Source organism: Dyadobacter sp. HNCC25DJ187 (assembly GCF_056895255.1).
On the sequence record NZ_JBXHAT010000003.1, the window covers coordinates 365,459 to 382,350 of the forward strand.

Here is a 16,892-nt window from a genome sequence, read left to right on the forward strand (position 1 = left end):
TCGGGTGTTCCTTAACCGTTCAGAGTGTAACTGTAATCGGAATTTGTTGCCTGATCAATCTACCACAATTGGCAATTGCCAGTAGCTTTCTACTTCTTAAGCAAATCGCTTTATAGTCCAAACTAGTTGTTGCCTTCTTCATGATTTGCAAGACCAATTACAAATATATTATTTTTTGGATTATATTTGATATGTAACTCATCTATCAGAATAAAATGACTAATACCAGCGGTATACAAAACAGCGATGCTACAGATATCACTATTGGCTCAATAGTAGCTTTACAGACACATCCTTACACCAATTCGGATAGTAGTATTATCATTAGTGGTGATACTACTCACATCTCACCTTTAATGGTTGTGATCGAAATACAAAAGACCTGGAAAACTACGCATGATGAGCATACCGGTGTCAAGCAAGATGAATTGCAGCTTAAATGTCTATACTACTCTAACAAAGATCAGTTAGAAGAGATATGGTTATCTTCTAATTTGCTTAAAGTAATAAAAAAAGAAGAGTGTAAAAACTTTATCGAGGAAAAAAGTAGTAGCGACCTTAAAATACTCAATGGCCTATTTGTGGGGCGACAGGCGGTAATAAGCACTTTGCACTTTGAACTTAAAAAAAGAAAAAGTTATCTACGAACGGAAAGTGATAATCTGGATAGTAAAAAGATTAGCATTGAAGGTCTGCTCACATATCTAAGTCCAGTTATGCAAATAACAGAAATACGAAGGTATGATCATAAAGACGCATTATATGATGCGAGATCTGGAAAGCAAAAACGTTATGTATCAAGTTGGGTTGCAAAATGTAAGTGGTTTAATTCTGAATCCGGTAAATTTCATGAGAAATTCATTTCCGTAGACGCATTACAACTATTACCAGTAATAAATCCGTCCACGATAGAAAATTTACAATTTGATATTTTGGATGGGCTCTATCTCCCTGTTACAAAGGAAAGTGGATCTACACGCGTTATAAAGCCTAAGAACATATACTATCGAAGTGGATTTTATTATTTGGAGTACTATGATTTTATTTCAAATCGTATTAGGGAGTCAAAAATTGAAAAGAATGAACAATACGCGACTAATATGAATACCTACTTTTTAGAGCGCCATCCTGAATTTAGTTTTGCGGACGGAGTGGTTATAACATCTTCACAGCGGAAAGAAAATATGATAAGCTCCATATCGCGGGCAAAGACTAATAAGAACTTTATTAGATTAGAATATAAAAATCACCACGAGATTCTCACCATTCGAACCTTGGATGAATTTGAAGTAATTACAATCGAGGATGATGGTAATCAGATACAGTATTTAACTGGATATTGCTATTTAAGAAAAGAGACAAGAACATTTCGAATCGATAGAATCCAAAAATTAGAAGTCTTAGATGCCAAGTATGTTTAGATAACATTAATCGTTACTCCTTCGTTGGGCGTAGCCTTTAAATTACGTCTGGGGAGCATTGTTACTTTCACAGTTGTGCTTAGTTTTCACACTGGTCACAAGAAATATCTTACCATCTGCGAAAGTAATTCAGAGTAAAATGGATTGTTGAAAACATACTGTAAAATAGGGTTTTAGAAAGATAAAACCAGGCCTACCGCCACAGACTTTAAATTATTCTGATTGGCAGTTTTGCAAACTACGAATAACGGTGTTTCATCTCAATTTTGCTTGCCTGTAAGTATACAATCTGTCTTTTTTAACAGTAGTTTCCTGCTCCTTCTTCTTTTCAGTAGTTCTGTTATTTGTAGCACTAGTAATGTAATTCAGATAAGCTGCAGACAGAAATATAAGCACCAGATTACCAATAACTTTCATATCTCATGTCCAGATTCCTATTGCCCATTATATCACTCTTCATCACGTTCACATCATTCTCCCAAAGCAAAAAATCCACCAACTTTCCTGATGGAACCAAAATTCCGGCCTGGTTTTTGGATTCTACAAAGCTCAAACTGGCCGATCTGGGAGAGCAGTTTGATATTACAAAACATGGTGTTTCCGGTGATAGCAATGTGGTGCAGACCGCCGCGATCCAGAAAGTGATTGATCAGGCGCATGCGCGTGGGGGCGGGGTGATCGTGGTGCCGAAGGGTACTTTTCTGAGCGGAGCCTTGTTCTTTAAACCGAATACACATCTGTATGTTTCGGAAGGTGCGGTGCTGAAGGGCTCGGATAACATCGCCGATTACCCGATCATGCCTTCACGCATGGAAGGGCAAAATCTGGATTATTTCCCTGCTTTGGTGAATGCGTATGGCGTGAATAAGTTTTCTATCTCGGGCACTGGGACGATTGACGGAAACGGATTGAATTACTGGAAGGCGTTCTGGCAGCGTAGAAAAGAAAATCCGAAATGTACCAACCTGGAAGTGTCACGACCGCGACTGGTATTTATCTGGAAAAGCGACGATGTACAGGTACAGGATGTGCGGCTGCAGAACTCCGGTTTCTGGACCAGCCATTACTATCAGTGTAACAATATCAAAATCCTGAATGTACGCATCACTGCCCCACATGAACCGATCAAAGCACCCAGTACGGATGCGATAGACCTGGACGTATGTAACAATGTACTGATTAAGGGTTGCTACCTGGCGGTCAATGACGATGCGATTGCGCTGAAAGGCGGGAAAGGACCTTATGCCGATAAAGATCCGGGTAACGGAGGTAATTCCAATATTATCATTGAAGATTCGGAATTCGGATTTTGCCATGCTGCCCTCACCAGCGGCAGCGAGGCCATTCATAACAAGAACGTGGTGATGCGCGACTGCCATATTACCAATGCAGTACGGGTTCTGTGGCTTAAAATGCGCCCGGATACACCTCAGAAATATGAATATATCAGTGTTGAAAACGTAGATGGTTATGCACAAAGTCTCATTTACGTGAAACCATGGACTCAGTTTTTCGATCTGAAAGGCAGAAAGGATGCACCCCTTTCTTATAGCGATAATATTACGCTAAAGAACATCAAACTTACATGTGATGTATTTTTTGACGTAAAGCCTGGTGAGTACGACCGGTTGTCGAAATTTAACTTTGAAAACCTGGACATTACAGCCAAAAATGATGCGTTCGATAAAGAGGTCGTGCAGGGTTTTAAGGTGAAGAATGTGAAGGTCAATAATAAGCACTTACAGTAGCAGCGAAAGCATGCCCGGAAACACGAAAGCCCCGGATCTGTCATCAAGGACGGCTTCGGGGCTTTTCAATATTGTACGATATGGAATATTATACCAGGGTCACACCTTCAGGTACGGGTGGATCGCCGGCTGCTACCGATGTATATTCGAGCTGCAGTTTCTTTCCGGAAGCCTCTGCTTCTTCCAGCAATTCAAAAGTTTTTCGTTCTCCCAAAATCAACAATGCCTGAAACAACACGCCGGCATAGTTGTACTCTTCGCTTCCGGGACCTTTTTCTTTTCCCAGGTCATTGTAGTGTCCAAACAGGTCTTTTCCTTTTCCCATAGTTGTTCAGGTGATGTTAAAGGTGGATGTATAACTTTCGCTGCTTCAGTCAGTAAAGCAAATCAGCGTGTGGGTTCTACTGCTAACAATGCCTTTTGGCTGCATTCTCCGTTGAGATAGTCAACCGCCATTTTTGCAATGGAGAGCGATTGCCCGGCTTCCAGCATCAGGTCAATCTTTTCATAGCTCTTTACATTTCCTGTGAGAATCTTGATCGCCTCCCGATAACCGTTTTTCATGCCGAGGTTATCCTTATTACTGGTAGTCGGGTGCTGTAATTTGCGAGAAATCATCTGTATGGTTTCCTCGATCTGGTCTTCCGACGGAGTGGTATGTTCGTAATCTTTTTGCTCTGATGAGTTCATAATGCAAAATATCAAAACCGCTGTTATTTCTTCTATAAATCGTAAAAATTCATGCCGTTAAGCTGATTGGCGCAACGAAGGAGCTCAGGGAGAATGGAATTGCTGAAAAATTTAATTTTGTCTAAAAATTGTTTTATTCTATTTATCCGGAATTTTATTTGGTAAATCTTACATTGTCTGATAGTTGTGTTTGATAGAAGTTGGAAGTGAAAAATAGTTACATTTGAGATATTAATTATTTCAACAACTATAGTATTGTATGAAAAGACTTTGTTACGCTTTACTCTTCCTTTATCCCTCCTTATTATTGGCGCAGGATGTCGATCAGGCTGCTCTTGCTAAAATTAAAAAAGAAGGACTTGAAAACTCAAAAGTAAAAGAAATTGCCCACCAGCTCACGGATGTAACAGGCCCAAGGCTTACTAATTCTCCCGGTTTCCAGCGTGCTGCGGAATGGTCTGTCAAACAGCTAAAAGACTGGGGGCTGAAAAATGCAAGTCTTCAGGAATGGGGCGAATTCGGAAAGGGATGGCAGGTGGAGAAAAGTTACCTGGCCATGACCAAACCCTACTACATGCCCTTTATTGGCATTCCGAAAGCGTGGACGGCTGGTACAAACGGTGCGCTTACAGGTGAGGTAGTGGTGGTCGATATCCAGAATGAGGATGACCTGAAAAAGTACGCAGGCGGCAACTTGAAAGGCAAGGTGGTTTTGACCAGAAGTACGGCCGATACCGATCCTACGTTTAGACCTGATGCAACCCGTTACACGGCGGAGGATCTTGAAAAAATGACCAATTCTCAACCTTTTGGGCAAAGTAGTTTCAATCCGGAGCAAATGGAGCGGTTGCTGAAAATGCGTTCGTTCAGAAGCAAGGTGGATAGCACTTTGAAAACGCAGGGAATCAAACTGGAACTGGCTGGTCGTACGGGCAAGCACGGAACCTTCTTTACCAGTAACGGTGCATCGTACAAAGGTGATTCACCCATTGCCGGTCCCGCTTTTGAAATCGCACCTGAACATGCAGGACTGATTGCCCGCCTGGCAGAAAGTGGTATTCCTGTGACGATTGAGGCGGAATCAAAAACCACTTTTTACGATAAAAACCTGAAAACGGGAAATGTGATTGCTGAAATTCCGGGATCAGATCCGAAATTAAAAGATGAAATCGTAATGCTGGGTGGTCATCTCGATTCATGGCATAGTGCTACCGGCGCTACGGACAATGCGGCTGGCTGTACCGTCATGATGGAAGCAGTACGTATTCTTCAGGCATCAGGTCTTAAACCAAAAAGAACCATCCGCATTGCGCTATGGTCTGGCGAAGAGCAAGGTTTGCATGGCTCACGTAATTATGTGAAAAATACGTTTGGCGACCCGCAAACGATGAAATTGCTACCGGCTCACGAAAAGTTGTCGGCTTATTACAATATTGATAACGGTACAGGTCGAATCCGCGGGATTTATCTTCAGGGCAATGAAGGGCCTCGCGCTGTTTTCGAAAAGTGGCTTGGAGAGTTCAAAGATATTATTGACAACCCGACTGTTACTTCGCGCAATACCGGAGGTACCGATCACCAGAGCTTTGATGCAGTAGGATTACCTGGTTTCCAGTTTATTCAGGATGGTATAGAGTACAATACCCGTACACACCATACCAACGTGGATACTTACGAAAGACTCGTTATGGATGACCTGAAACAGATGGCGACAGTAGTAGCAGCGTTTGTTTACAATACTGCACAGATGGATCAGAAAATTCCAAGAAAAGAACTTCCGAAGCCACGCACGGCAACGGGTGTAAGCAGATAAATGATTTTGTTCAACAAAAGAAAAATGGCAACCGGGGTTTTATCTCTCGTTGCCATTTTTTTGTTTTAGGTATTCAGTTTGATTACCTAAATATCCTTCTCAAAATACAAGTGAAAGTAAATCGCAGCACCAAAATTGGTCGAATCGGTTGAAACAAGCCTGTAGCCTGCTGCTGCGTATTCATCCAGCTTGATCTGTATTTCTTCCTTCGATTTCTTTGCAATGTGCTCCGAATCGAGCGTTAATTTGGAATAGAAAATCAGTGACTCTACTTTGTATTCTTTCATTGGTTGGATTGTATGTGGGATATGTAAGTCTATGCTTCTGTTTGGGGTTCTTTTTAGCTCATTACCTCAGCGCCTCAATTTCAGCCACTGATTTTGGCAGATGTTTGCCCAGAATCCTGTGGCCGGTTTCTGTGATGACGATATCATCTTCGATCCTGATGCCCGTAAAATCACGGAATGATTCCAGTTTGTTGTAGTCGATAAACTGAGCAAGTTTATTCTCCGCTTTCCAGCGGTCAATCAGCGTAGGGATAAAGTACAATCCGGGTTCTACGGTAACTACAAAACCAGGTTCTAAGGCGCGACCCAAACGAAGTGATTTCCATCCGAATGTGGTTCCTTTTTTCAGCTCATCGGTATAACCCACATATTGTTCTCCCAGATTCTCCATATCATGTACGTCCATACCCATCATATGTCCGAGTCCGCATTGGAAGAAAAGTGTATGTACATCGTGGGCTACCGCTTCTGCCGGATCTCCCTTAATAATACCCACAGCTTTTAGTCCTTCCAATAATTTGGTAGATGCCAGTGTATGCAGATCTTTGAACAGAACTCCTGGTTTAGCAGCAGCTATCGCCGATTCTTCAGCATTCAGTACAATTTCGTACATCTCTTTCTGAAGTGTCGTAAACGTTTTGCCTGTTGGGATGGTTCTCGTCAGGTCTCCGCAATAGCGCAATGCTGTTTCGGCGCCGGCATCGCACAACGACAATTGTCCGTCGAACATGGCAAGGTCACGCGTATGCGTGTGCAAAATTTCTCCGTTCACCGTCAGGATAATAGGATAGGATATATCTCCGCCTTGGCCGATAGCGATGCTTTGTAGCTGTCCGGCAACTTGTTTTTCAGTCAGGCCTGGTTGGGTGATACGCATGAATTCCAGATGCATATCCACGGAGGTATTCACTGCCTTTTCAATTTCAGCAATTTCTTCCTCCGATTTGTACGAGCGCATTGCTACAACCGCCTTGATAAAAGTCACAGAAGCTTTTTCACTCGCAGCTGCTGGCACAACTCCAAGCCATTCCTGTAATTTCAGATAATGTTCTCCGCGATAGGGGGGGAGGAAATGAACCTGCACAGATTTGGATTTTAGATACCCACCTGTAGCTGCCGAAGGTTTTACCTGGCTGATTCCAACTTTGGCCGCTTTCTCTGCCAGAGGCTCCTTTGGACCTGTCCACACGATATCATCAATGGTCAGTTCGTCACCGAAAATAATCTCCTGATCGTTGTCGATATCAATGACTGCCGTCAGTCCGGCTACATCCAGTCCGAAATAATACAGGAAAGTGCTATCCTGTCTGAAAGGATACACATTGTCGCGGTAGTTCATACCGGATTCATCATTGCCCAGGAAAAGCAGCACGCCGCTGCCTGCTTTTTGTTTTAATAGCCTGCGTCTCTGGATATAGGTTTCAGTTGAAAACATATAGGTTAAATGTTGAAATTCAGTTTAATTAATTTTTGTGTAATACGATGGTCGTCATAGAACGAGCCGGAATCTGAATTCCTTTTGCCACATTCTGCCCTTTTGTATATAACATATTTACATTTTTGTCTGCGGTGGTCAGGTAAGAATCGTATTCTTTACCAACTTTAGAATGGCTGATTTCAGGTTTCAGTTCCCTTGCGTCCGATGTATAGTTAATCGCTACAAGTACAATTTCCTTTTCGCCGTTATAAGCTGTCAGCATCACATCCTGCGCAATGTCAACAGGTTTTAAACTGTCATTTCTATCGATATTCAGCCTGTGCATACCCGGACGAACAAACCGGCTGTAGTGGCCCAGAGCCCATAGGTTCTTTGTGGCTGTTACGGTGCCATCGGTGTATTCTTTGTTGGCCGGATTGAGCGCGATTACATAGTAACGGGTATCAAACTCTGCGCTGCCAGGCTCCCAGCTATTCCAGAGCTGCCACGCTGCAGCATTGCCATACACCAAATCATCGTGGATCACCTTAGACAGGAAAAGTGCGCAATCAATCGCAGGGATTTTGTCTTTTTTACCTTCTTTGTAACCATCAGCAAGCATGGAATATTCGCTTTGCCAGAATGTAACGCCGTATCTGGAAGTGGTATCCGCCACATGTTGACGGACCGCAATACGGGCGCTATCCCCTTTGTCGGTGAAGTAACTGTGACCGGCCATAATCGGAGGAAGGTTTTTGAGATTACCCAAATAAGTTGGGCTGTTTTTTCCAAAGAAGGCCTGTATTTGTTTTGATGCTCCACCTGTTTTTCCATACATATAATCCAGCTGCGCAGCCTCTGATATCAGGATTTTGGATTTAGAATTGATGGCCGTCAAGGCACTGTCGAGCTTGGTAACAACCTGTGCCATTTCTTCATTGCGCCATGGAGACCCTTCCTGTTTGGCAGGTGCTCCTACAGGATGCGACCAGTCCCATTGGGGTTCATTGATCGGGCTAATGTACTTGAAATGAAGCCCTTCTTCATCGAAGTGTTTCAATACCGTTGCCAGAAATCCTGCATAAGCGGCATATTTATCGGGACGAAGATTAGATACATAATCTTTATCCGTTTTATAGCCCAATCCGTTTTTAGTAAACTGAACGGGAGGGGTATTGGAAAATGCAATCAGGTTTTCGACGCCATAAGCTTTTGCCTTTTTGGTAAACCATAAATAACCAGATTGTTTGGTCCAGTCATACCTACCGTCAGGATTCAGAAAGCTTTCAACCCGTTTCCGGAAATCGGAAATACCACTGCTATCGCCTTGCTCGGCGGTACCACCACCGATATTGAAACGCCAGGCCGATAATCCTATACCTTTAGGATTTCCTTTTGGATCCAGCTCCTTGCTGAATAGCCACTCTGCCATTTGCTCCCGGTTGTGTGTCGGCCAGTCTTTACCGATTCCCTCCGAAAACCATGCTCCTGCTGCCCCGAAGTTGTCGATTTTCTGAGCCTTATTATTTACATCAATGCTGATCGTAAGCGATTTCTTATTCTGAGCAAATGAAGAAGTAGAAACAAATAAAAATAAACAGATTTTTAAGTTCTTAAACATTGTAAAGGGGTTAGTTTAAAAGAGATTAATGCCCATAGCTATTAATATAAGTACCACAGCCCAGCCGGCAACTTGCAGTAATACTGAGTGTTTGTAATTTCCCATCAATCTTGATTTTCTACTTACAACAAGAAGTATAGAAAGCGCGATCGGGAGTACAAAACCATTAAGTGTGCCGACGAAGATGAGTATACTTACAGGCTTTCCGACAAATAAGAAAACGAGGGTTGAAACCAGTATGAAAGCAATTGTAAGATAGGTGTGGTATTTTTCAAGAACCGGATGGAACGACCTCACAAATGACACTGAAGTATATGCAGCTCCAACCACCGAAGTAATTGCTGCACACCAGATCATCAATCCGAACATTTGTCGGCCTATACTGCCCGCTGCACTCTCAAAAACGGAGGCTGTGGGATTATCGGGATTTATAGCAACTCCTGACATTACTACACCAAGCGTTGCCAGAAATAGCAAGTAGCGAATGGTTGCTGTGACCAGTATTCCTGTTGAGGCACTTTTGTTCACTGCCGGTAATGCTGCTTCTCCGGTTACGCCGGAATCCAGAAGACGATGAGCGCCGGCAAATGATATATAACCACCCACTGTACCTCCCACGAGTGTCAGGGTTGCGATGGCATCAAATTGTTCAGGAATGAAAGTATGGTGAACCGCCGACAACAGTGGAGGATGCGATGTGAAAGCCACGTATAGTATCAGGATGATCATCAGCAGACCGAGGATTTTGGAAAAACTATCCATCGCTTTTCCTGCTTCTTTGAACAGAAATATTCCGATTGCCATTGCAGCACTGCCCAAAGCGCCAATATGAACGGGTACGCCTGTCATCGCTTCTATACCCAAACCTGCTCCCGCCACATTGCCAATATTAAAAGCCAGTCCGCCGATAACGATCAGGAATGCGAGCAGATAACCCAGACCCGGCAGTAAGCCATTAGCCAGATCCTGCGCGCGTTTGCCAGATACTGTCACAATCTGCCAGATGTTGTATTGCACACAAAGGTCAATGATCACCGAAATCAAAATAATGAATCCGAAACTAGTAGTGAGCTGCTGTGTGAATACGGTGGTTTGCGTCAGAAATCCGGGCCCAACAGCCGAAGTAGCCATCAGGAACGCTGCGCCGAGAAGGGTTTTGGAAGATGATTTAGGCATGGGGGTTGGTTTGGCTTGGGTTTAGGTTTTGGGACACAGAGTTTCACAGAGGTAATATGTAGGTTCACAGAGATTTAATTAAAAAAATCTCTGTGTGTCTCTTATTTAACTCTGTGGTTCTCTGTGTAATCTCCTCAGTTATATTAATAAAAATCTCAGTGTATCTCTTGTTCAACTCTGTGTCTGTCTGTGTAACCTCCTCAATTCGCTGTAACCTTAACTCTCACGACCATATCCACCGCCGCCGGGTGTTTCTATCACTAAAATATCGTTGGCTTCTGCTTCGAAACTGCATATACCGGGTAGCTGAGCAGCTTCTCCTTTGCTGATTAGCGTATGCGTACCACATTTTCCGTTGCCTCCTCCTTCCATTCCATATGGCTCGTGTTTACGGTGCTGGCCCAGAAGCGTGACCTGCAATTTTTCTAAAAACTGTATCTTCCTGCTGATCCCGTCACCTCCTCTGAATTTCCCATCTCCGCCTGATCCTTTCCTGATTCCAAATTCAAGCAAACGTACCGGATACTTTCTTTCCAGCTGTTCCGGGTCGGTGATGCGGGTGTTGGTCATATGCTGGTGAACGGCAGACCGGCCATGGAAATCTGCTCCCGCTCCGGTTCCACCTCCGATGGTCTCATAGTATCCGAAGTTTTGATTTCCGAAAAGAAAGTTATTCATCGTTCCCTGGCTGCATGCGGCCAATCCGAAGGCTTTGAGTAAGGTATCAACCAGCCGCTGGCTCACTTCCGTATTGCCTCCCACTACAGCAGGACATAATAGCGGGTCATCCGAAAATTGCGGATGCAGAAAGCTATTGTCGGGCAGTATGATCTCTACCTGCTTCATCAGGCCATCGTTCAATGGTATTTTTTTGTTGACCAATAATCTCAGTACATACAGAATAGCGCTATGTAATATGGAAATATTGGCATTCAGGTTATGGGGATGAACAGCGGAAGTTTCTGTAAAAACAAAGATTTGCTTATCCGGCTGAATGTGAATTTTGACTGAAATACAATGATCGTCGTCCAGATATTCCTTCGCGCTGAATGTTTTGCCGGAAAAAGACTCCAGTTTTGTTTTAAGTTGAAATGCAGCACTTGTTTTTAGTAATTGCATGTATTTTTTGACTGTATCCAATCCATAGGTACCGGCTAGTTTCAGTAATTGTTCACTGCCATTCCTGAGTGCTGATAAACCGGCAACAATATCTGCTTCATTGGAGAGGAAATTTCTTGTCGGGTAATCTGCTTCGATAAAAAGTCTTTCAAGATTTTCCCGTTGGAATACACCTCCTTTAACCAAATACTGCGGAAGGATTACAACGCCCTCTTCTGCCAGACAAGTTGCATCAGGCGGCATAGAACCCGGCGTTTTTCCGCCTATTTCAGCATGATGAGCGCGATTGATCACATAACCGATACATGCTCCGGCATCTGTAAATACACCGGAGATCAATGTCACATCAGGTAAATGAGAGCCTCCGTATTTTGGATGATTGGTAATGATTACATCACCCGGACCTATGTCTATATAATCCATGACAAGCCTGCCACAAATTCCCATACTACCCAAATGCACAGGTATATGCTGTGCGTTTACCAGCAGATCGCCATCAGCATCCAGCAAAGCACATGAGAAATCGAGTCTTTCTTTTACGTTTACAGAGAAAGCAGTACGCTGCAATTGCGCCCCCATCTCTTCAGCTATCGCCTCAAATCTGTTGGTAAACAATTCCAGTGCTACTTCTTCTTTTTCTTCCGTTTCAGCAGATTGAACAGATGCAATATTAAACGCCGACGCGTCATTATTTTCCTGAATTACCAGCTCCCAGTTAGCAGGTACAAAAACCGTCGATGTTGCATTAAGCAATATGGAAGGCCCGGTGATTTTGTCTCCGGTTTGCAATACATCCCAGTCGAATATACGGACAGCCGTCGTATTGGAAGAAACAAAGGAGCTGACAGCTCGGTCCGAGAAAGCTTCAATTCCATTTGTAAGCTGATGCTGGATTTCAAATGCAGGCGCTTTTTCACAAACCTTTATTTTGATACTTTCCAGCTCGACAACCATATTTTCGGGATAATAGCCAAACTGATCCGTATACAATTTGCGGAAAGCTTCTATGGTGTTTTCTCCCAGCCAGTCTACACGGATTGTATTTTCCTGGCCGGCAAAACGAAGAAACAGAGAAACAAATACTGTTTCATATGCTGTAACCTGTTGTTCTGCCAGTATGTGGATTCCTTGTCTGATCAGCTCATCATTCCATTGTTCAATTTGTTCCGTTACCTCCGTAAACGGTTGCAAAATCTGTTTTGAAACAATGGTGCTGATCAATGATTCTCCTATTCCTGCAGCACTGAACAGACCGGCATCATAAGGAATGATCACATTTCTGATATCCAGCAGATCCGCCAGCTGGCAACAATGCAGACCGCCTGCCCCTCCAAACGTAATTAATGCATAATCGCCTGGATTTACCCCCTTTTCTACTGAAATCTTGCGGATTGCGTCAGCCATTTTCTCATTGGCAATACGTTCAAGTCCGGTCAGAATTTCCAGATCACTAAGGGTATTGCCACTGTTGGACTCGATTTCGTTTTTTAACTTTTGTAATGCTTTTTCAGCATCGTCGGTGCGAATGGGTATTCCGAACCGAGAGGCGTCCAGCTTTCCGAGCAGCAGATTTACATCTGTGATTGTAAGCGGACCGCCTGCTCCGTAACATGCAGGTCCCGGGGAAGCTCCTGCACTATCCGGACCTACTTGCAAAGTGAATCCGTCGAACCAGCATACCGATCCACCGCCAGCAGCTACTGTTTCAATGGCAAGTGTAGGATTATGGAATTCGATCCCGTCAATTTCTGTAATATATTTTAGCTCCGGTTGTCCGTCAATTCTTGCTACATCGGTACTGGTTCCGCCCATATCGAAGGTGAGGGCTTTCTCAATACCCCGCATGGCAGCCAGATTGGCCGCTGCAACCATGCCTCCGGCAGGACCGCTCAGTAAACTATCTTTTGCCGTGAATGCACTTAGTTCTGCCAGGCTTCCGGTACTGGTCATGATCTTTAAATCTCCGGAAAATTTCGATCTGATATTGTTCAGGTACTGATCAAGAATCGGATCCAGATAGGCATTGATGACTGCGGTTTGAGTTCTGCGCAAATAGTGTGAGAATGGAGAAAGTGCTGCTGAGGCAGATACATATTGATGTCCGTGCTGTCTGAATAGATCTGCAATCTGATTTTCATGCTGCTGATTGCGATAGGAGTGAAGCAATGAAATGGCAACCGACTGAAAGTTAATCAGCCTGTTTTCTTGGATCGGATCGAGATCGGGAGCGGTAATCACATGGCCGTCTGCATCCATTCTTTCATCTACTTCCAAAACCTCTGTGTATAACAAGGAAGGCTCTGGTATATGAAGCTGGAAAAGGGATGGTCGTTGCTGATTACCGATGTATAGTAAATCCTTGAAACCTTTTGTAACAACTAAAAGTGTTTTGGCGCCCTTCCTTTCAAGCAGTGCATTGGTTCCGCGCGTGGTTCCAAGTCGCATTTCTAATGGAGGCAACGGCTCGGATAAGGGTGTTTTCGTTAAAAGTCGGGCTGCCAGGACGGGTGCTTCTTCATTGGCATACAATTCAAAATCTGTCGGCTGCTCTATATGGAAGTCCTCACTGGAAGTCAAAATAAAATCCTGATGGGAAAGTGAAATCAGTTTGCTTGTACTTTTCCCGATTTGAAATAGGTAGCCCGCAAGCACATCGCCGCTATAATCCCATGGCGCGCGAAACCGGAATTGGCAAGGGGCTATCTTTTCAGTAATCGTTCCACGTAAACGTGAGGAACTGAGCACTTTGATCCGTATTTTTTCGCCTGCCGGATTGGTGGCCAGGCAGTCTGTGAAAGTTCCTCCGGTATCTATATTGATTTTCCAGACCGGGGTAGTTGAAGTTGACAAAATGGTAAAAATTTAGGATTTTCAGATCAGTCTTGCACGGAAGTCGCGGTGGTATTCTCTGGGCGATTTGCCTATCGTCTTTTTAAATACCCGATTGAAGTTGGTAACGTTGTCGAAACCGGTTTGGTAAGACACTTCGGAAAAACTGTCAAATTTTCCTGAAACAATCATTTTGCATGCTTCATTAACCCTCAGTTCATTCAGGAAACTGACAAAGGTTTTGTCGGTATGTTTTTTAAAATACCGGCAGAATGCCTGGGGTGTCAGGTTCGCTACTTCTGAAATCTCGTTCAGAGAAATATGATTTTTGTAGTTCGTAACCAGGTATTGGAAAATCTGGTCCATTCTTATTCCTTCTACTTCTGAGATAATATGCTCGCTGTTGTTGGTCGAAAGCGGTTGCATATTTCGGGCAATTGAGAATTGATGCAGCAGTGTAATAAACGATGCAACCCGCAAACTGTCTTTTGCCTGCATCACTTCTTTGATGATTGTTTTGATGGACTCAGCAGATTCCTGCGGAATTTGAAATCCGTTATGTAAGCCATCTACAAACTTTCTGATGCCGTTCATTTCCGGCAGATTCAGAATGTTGTTCATCAGCTGATGCGGATTGAAGAATATGGAAACAGAGTGGATTTGCTTCCCTTCTTCCGGATCAAAATAGACTTCATCATTTTTGAAAATATGAGACTGATTGGCTCCGATGATATAGACATCACCAGAGCCAAAGCGTTGCATATAATTTCCAGCAATAAGAATACCTGTTCCTTCAATGACCCATTCAATCTGCACTTCCCTGTGCCTGTGTAAGTGATTGTAGTAGTGCGGTAGAATATCCTCCTGTACTACAATTGTATTCTCTTTGGAAACCGGTATGGTAAACTGTACTACCTTCATTTTCTGAAAGGGGTTACACGGATAGCTTGTAAATCAAGATTGGTTTGTTAAAGTAAACAGTTTGATCAAAATTTACAATGAAATGATAAAACTGGTTTCTGATATGTTAAAAAATGATAAGTAGGGGACTGAGCTTTACCTATTTTGTATCATTTGTTGGTTTGAATGTAGGGCCAGTTCTGTGCATCCCAGCTCAGTTTTTCGATCCGAAGCTTTGATTTTCCTTTGTCTTTAGCATCATATCCGTGGAATACGAGGTAGTCCATATCATCAAAGGTATATACTGAATTATGTCCCACGCCGTGCCATTGCGTGTCGCCTTGTAACAGTAGTGTTCCTCCCCCTTTTTTCATAGGGACATTCTCCTTGTCAAGATAAGGACCTGTCAGTTTTTCCGAACGACCGACACGCATTTTGTAAGTGCTTTTTTCCCCTTTGCAACAATAATCGTAAGAAGCGAAGAGGTAATAAAATTTGCCCTTTTTGAAGATAAATGGTGCCTCAATAGCACCTACACCTGCCGATGAATCTGATTTTGATATGTTGCCTGGCACACTGGCGAGGGTATACCATTTTTGTGGAACTGCGATTTCCATGGCATTCTCATTTAAAGCAACAAGCTTGAGGCCATTCCAAAATGAGCCGAACGATAGCCATGGCTGTTTGTTTTCATCAATGATGAGATTCGGATCAATGGCATTCCATTCGTCTCTTCCGGGAACGGACTCTACCACTTTTCCATGGTCAGTCCACTTAAAGTTCGGATCGAGGGGATTAAGGGTTTTATTTGTTGCCAAACCTATACAAGATCCGTTTTTGCCAAATGTAGATATGGAATAATATAAATAATATTTTCCCTGATAAAAGGAAATATCCGGCGCCCAGATATGCCCCCTGAAACCAGGAACAGCCTTTAGTGCCCATTCAGGAGGTGTACTGAATACTGACTTTTCTTTTTTCCAGCCTTTCATGTCTTTGGACGACCATACACTGATTCCTCTTCCGGTCGCAAAGAGATAGTACGTGCCATTTTGCCTGATCATGACCGGGTCGTGAACAGGGACGTCTGTTAGCAAAGAATCCTGGGCGCGGGAAAAAGTAGCGCCCAGGATTGCAATGAACAGGAGAGCAATTTGCTTCACCATATTATTTCAGCATGATTTTTTGCGGAGTGCCAAATAACATTTCGCCCACGCCGGATGTTTTCACACCTATTCTTGCATATACATACTCGCGTCCGGCCAATGCGGTTGAAAGGGTAGCCGTCAAGGTGATCGGTTGAGACAAATTGATGATCTCTGCCGCCGGCTTTTGTACAGTACCTGCGTTGTTGTTCGGATCCACGATCATCGTCGTTCCGATATACAAATTCACACGTTCCAATGTACGGGAGGCGTCTACTTGTTTCAGATTGAAAGTAGCTGAAACTTTCCCCTCACTTTTGGAATAACTATCATTTTGAAAAACAAAATAAGGCTTCACAGGGACATCCAGCTCCTGCGTTCCGCGAAGCGATACAGCAATGGTGTCCGTGTTATCTACCCATGGACCATTGCCACGAAGGCGAACCAGTTTGTAATCGCCGTCAAACAGCGAAGCAGAGAAAGTCCCATCCTGTGCGATGTAGACAGGAATCTTGGTAAACAATTGGTAACCTCGTTGCCAGATTTCCAGCTGTACGCCGTTGGAACGTACATTCACCGGCTGACCTTCATAAACAACACGTCCCTTGAGAACAGATTTAGGTTCTGCCCGGTTGTCTTTTTCACAGGACGACATCAAGCCTGCTGTGATAACCGCTGCCAGTAACAGCTTTGTCGGAAGTATGAGTTTCTTTATCATGATTCAAG

13 protein-coding genes are annotated in these 16,892 nt (G+C 43.6%); 3 read left to right on the forward strand and 10 right to left on the reverse strand.

What is annotated here, in order from left to right; genetic code table 11:
• Nucleotides 1-215 precede the first annotated feature (215 nt).
• Nucleotides 216-1,421, forward strand: coding sequence for a WYL domain-containing protein (locus AC1XUE_RS22775; RefSeq protein WP_483358313.1), 1,206 nt, complete (start codon nucleotides 216-218; stop codon nucleotides 1,419-1,421).
• A gap of 422 nt (nucleotides 1,422-1,843) precedes the next feature.
• Nucleotides 1,844-3,169 (forward strand): rhamnogalacturonidase, encoded by a 1,326-nt coding sequence (locus AC1XUE_RS22780; RefSeq protein WP_483358314.1) that lies wholly within the window; start codon nucleotides 1,844-1,846, stop codon nucleotides 3,167-3,169.
• A gap of 88 nt (nucleotides 3,170-3,257) precedes the next feature.
• Here AC1XUE_RS22780 and AC1XUE_RS22785 read toward each other — a convergent pair whose 3' ends face one another.
• Complete coding sequence (locus tag AC1XUE_RS22785; RefSeq protein WP_483358315.1) at nucleotides 3,258-3,494, reverse strand: hypothetical protein; 237 nt, start codon at nucleotides 3,492-3,494, stop codon at nucleotides 3,258-3,260.
• A gap of 62 nt (nucleotides 3,495-3,556) precedes the next feature.
• Nucleotides 3,557-3,859 (reverse strand): hypothetical protein, encoded by a 303-nt coding sequence (locus AC1XUE_RS22790; protein WP_483358316.1) that lies wholly within the window; start codon nucleotides 3,857-3,859, stop codon nucleotides 3,557-3,559.
• 259 nt (nucleotides 3,860-4,118) lie between these two features.
• Here AC1XUE_RS22790 and AC1XUE_RS22795 point away from each other — a divergent pair, with 259 nt between their 5' ends.
• A complete protein-coding gene (locus AC1XUE_RS22795) occupies nucleotides 4,119-5,672 on the forward strand; it encodes a M20/M25/M40 family metallo-hydrolase (RefSeq protein ID WP_483358317.1) in 1,554 nt (517 codons plus the stop codon).
• Nucleotides 5,673-5,758: 86 nt separating this feature from the next.
• Here AC1XUE_RS22795 and AC1XUE_RS22800 read toward each other — a convergent pair whose 3' ends face one another.
• The 8 genes from AC1XUE_RS22800 to AC1XUE_RS22835 form a co-directional block, all read right to left on the reverse strand.
• Complete coding sequence (locus AC1XUE_RS22800) at nucleotides 5,759-5,959, reverse strand: DUF4177 domain-containing protein (RefSeq protein ID WP_115830708.1); 201 nt, start codon at nucleotides 5,957-5,959, stop codon at nucleotides 5,759-5,761.
• Nucleotides 5,960-6,020: 61 nt separating this feature from the next.
• Nucleotides 6,021-7,394 (reverse strand): aminopeptidase P family protein, encoded by a 1,374-nt coding sequence (locus AC1XUE_RS22805; RefSeq protein ID WP_483358318.1) that lies wholly within the window; start codon nucleotides 7,392-7,394, stop codon nucleotides 6,021-6,023.
• A gap of 28 nt (nucleotides 7,395-7,422) precedes the next feature.
• Nucleotides 7,423-8,997 (reverse strand): glycoside hydrolase, encoded by a 1,575-nt coding sequence (locus AC1XUE_RS22810; protein WP_483358319.1) that lies wholly within the window; start codon nucleotides 8,995-8,997, stop codon nucleotides 7,423-7,425.
• 15 nt (nucleotides 8,998-9,012) lie between these two features.
• Nucleotides 9,013-10,173, reverse strand: a complete 1,161-nt coding sequence (locus tag AC1XUE_RS22815; RefSeq protein WP_483358320.1) for an NRAMP family divalent metal transporter — start codon at nucleotides 10,171-10,173, stop codon at nucleotides 9,013-9,015.
• Between the two features lie 216 nt (nucleotides 10,174-10,389).
• Nucleotides 10,390-14,142 carry a hydantoinase B/oxoprolinase family protein gene (locus AC1XUE_RS22820; protein ID WP_483358321.1) on the reverse strand — a complete coding sequence of 1,251 codons (3,753 nt, stop codon included), beginning with the start codon at nucleotides 14,140-14,142 and terminating at the stop codon, nucleotides 10,390-10,392.
• 21 nt (nucleotides 14,143-14,163) lie between these two features.
• Nucleotides 14,164-15,042 (reverse strand): AraC family transcriptional regulator, encoded by an 879-nt coding sequence (locus tag AC1XUE_RS22825; protein WP_483358322.1) that lies wholly within the window; start codon nucleotides 15,040-15,042, stop codon nucleotides 14,164-14,166.
• Nucleotides 15,043-15,191: 149 nt separating this feature from the next.
• Complete coding sequence (locus AC1XUE_RS22830; protein ID WP_483358323.1) at nucleotides 15,192-16,187, reverse strand: family 43 glycosylhydrolase; 996 nt, start codon at nucleotides 16,185-16,187, stop codon at nucleotides 15,192-15,194.
• A 1-nt stretch (nucleotide 16,188) separates the two neighbouring features.
• A complete protein-coding gene (locus tag AC1XUE_RS22835; protein WP_483358324.1) occupies nucleotides 16,189-16,884 on the reverse strand; it encodes a DUF3823 domain-containing protein in 696 nt (231 codons plus the stop codon).
• Between the last annotated feature and the right edge of the window lie 8 nt (nucleotides 16,885-16,892).

What these genes read in the sequence shown, in the direction of transcription:
- AC1XUE_RS22775 (WP_483358313.1), top strand. Translation starts at nt 216, where the DNA reads ATGACTAATACCAGCGGTATACAAAACAGCGATGCTACAGATATCACT.
- AC1XUE_RS22835 (WP_483358324.1), bottom strand. Translation starts at nt 16,884, where the DNA reads ATGATAAAGAAACTCATACTTCCGACAAAGCTGTTACTGGCAGCGGTT.
- AC1XUE_RS22785 (WP_483358315.1), bottom strand. Translation starts at nt 3,494, where the DNA reads ATGGGAAAAGGAAAAGACCTGTTTGGACACTACAATGACCTGGGAAAA.
- AC1XUE_RS22790 (WP_483358316.1), bottom strand. Translation starts at nt 3,859, where the DNA reads ATGAACTCATCAGAGCAAAAAGATTACGAACATACCACTCCGTCGGAA.
- AC1XUE_RS22830 (WP_483358323.1), bottom strand. Translation starts at nt 16,187, where the DNA reads ATGGTGAAGCAAATTGCTCTCCTGTTCATTGCAATCCTGGGCGCTACT.
- AC1XUE_RS22800 (WP_115830708.1), bottom strand. Translation starts at nt 5,959, where the DNA reads ATGAAAGAATACAAAGTAGAGTCACTGATTTTCTATTCCAAATTAACG.
- AC1XUE_RS22810 (WP_483358319.1), bottom strand. Translation starts at nt 8,997, where the DNA reads ATGTTTAAGAACTTAAAAATCTGTTTATTTTTATTTGTTTCTACTTCT.
- AC1XUE_RS22805 (WP_483358318.1), bottom strand. Translation starts at nt 7,394, where the DNA reads ATGTTTTCAACTGAAACCTATATCCAGAGACGCAGGCTATTAAAACAA.
- AC1XUE_RS22825 (WP_483358322.1), bottom strand. Translation starts at nt 15,042, where the DNA reads ATGAAGGTAGTACAGTTTACCATACCGGTTTCCAAAGAGAATACAATT.
- AC1XUE_RS22780 (WP_483358314.1), top strand. Translation starts at nt 1,844, where the DNA reads ATGTCCAGATTCCTATTGCCCATTATATCACTCTTCATCACGTTCACA.
- AC1XUE_RS22795 (WP_483358317.1), top strand. Translation starts at nt 4,119, where the DNA reads ATGAAAAGACTTTGTTACGCTTTACTCTTCCTTTATCCCTCCTTATTA.
- AC1XUE_RS22815 (WP_483358320.1), bottom strand. Translation starts at nt 10,173, where the DNA reads ATGCCTAAATCATCTTCCAAAACCCTTCTCGGCGCAGCGTTCCTGATG.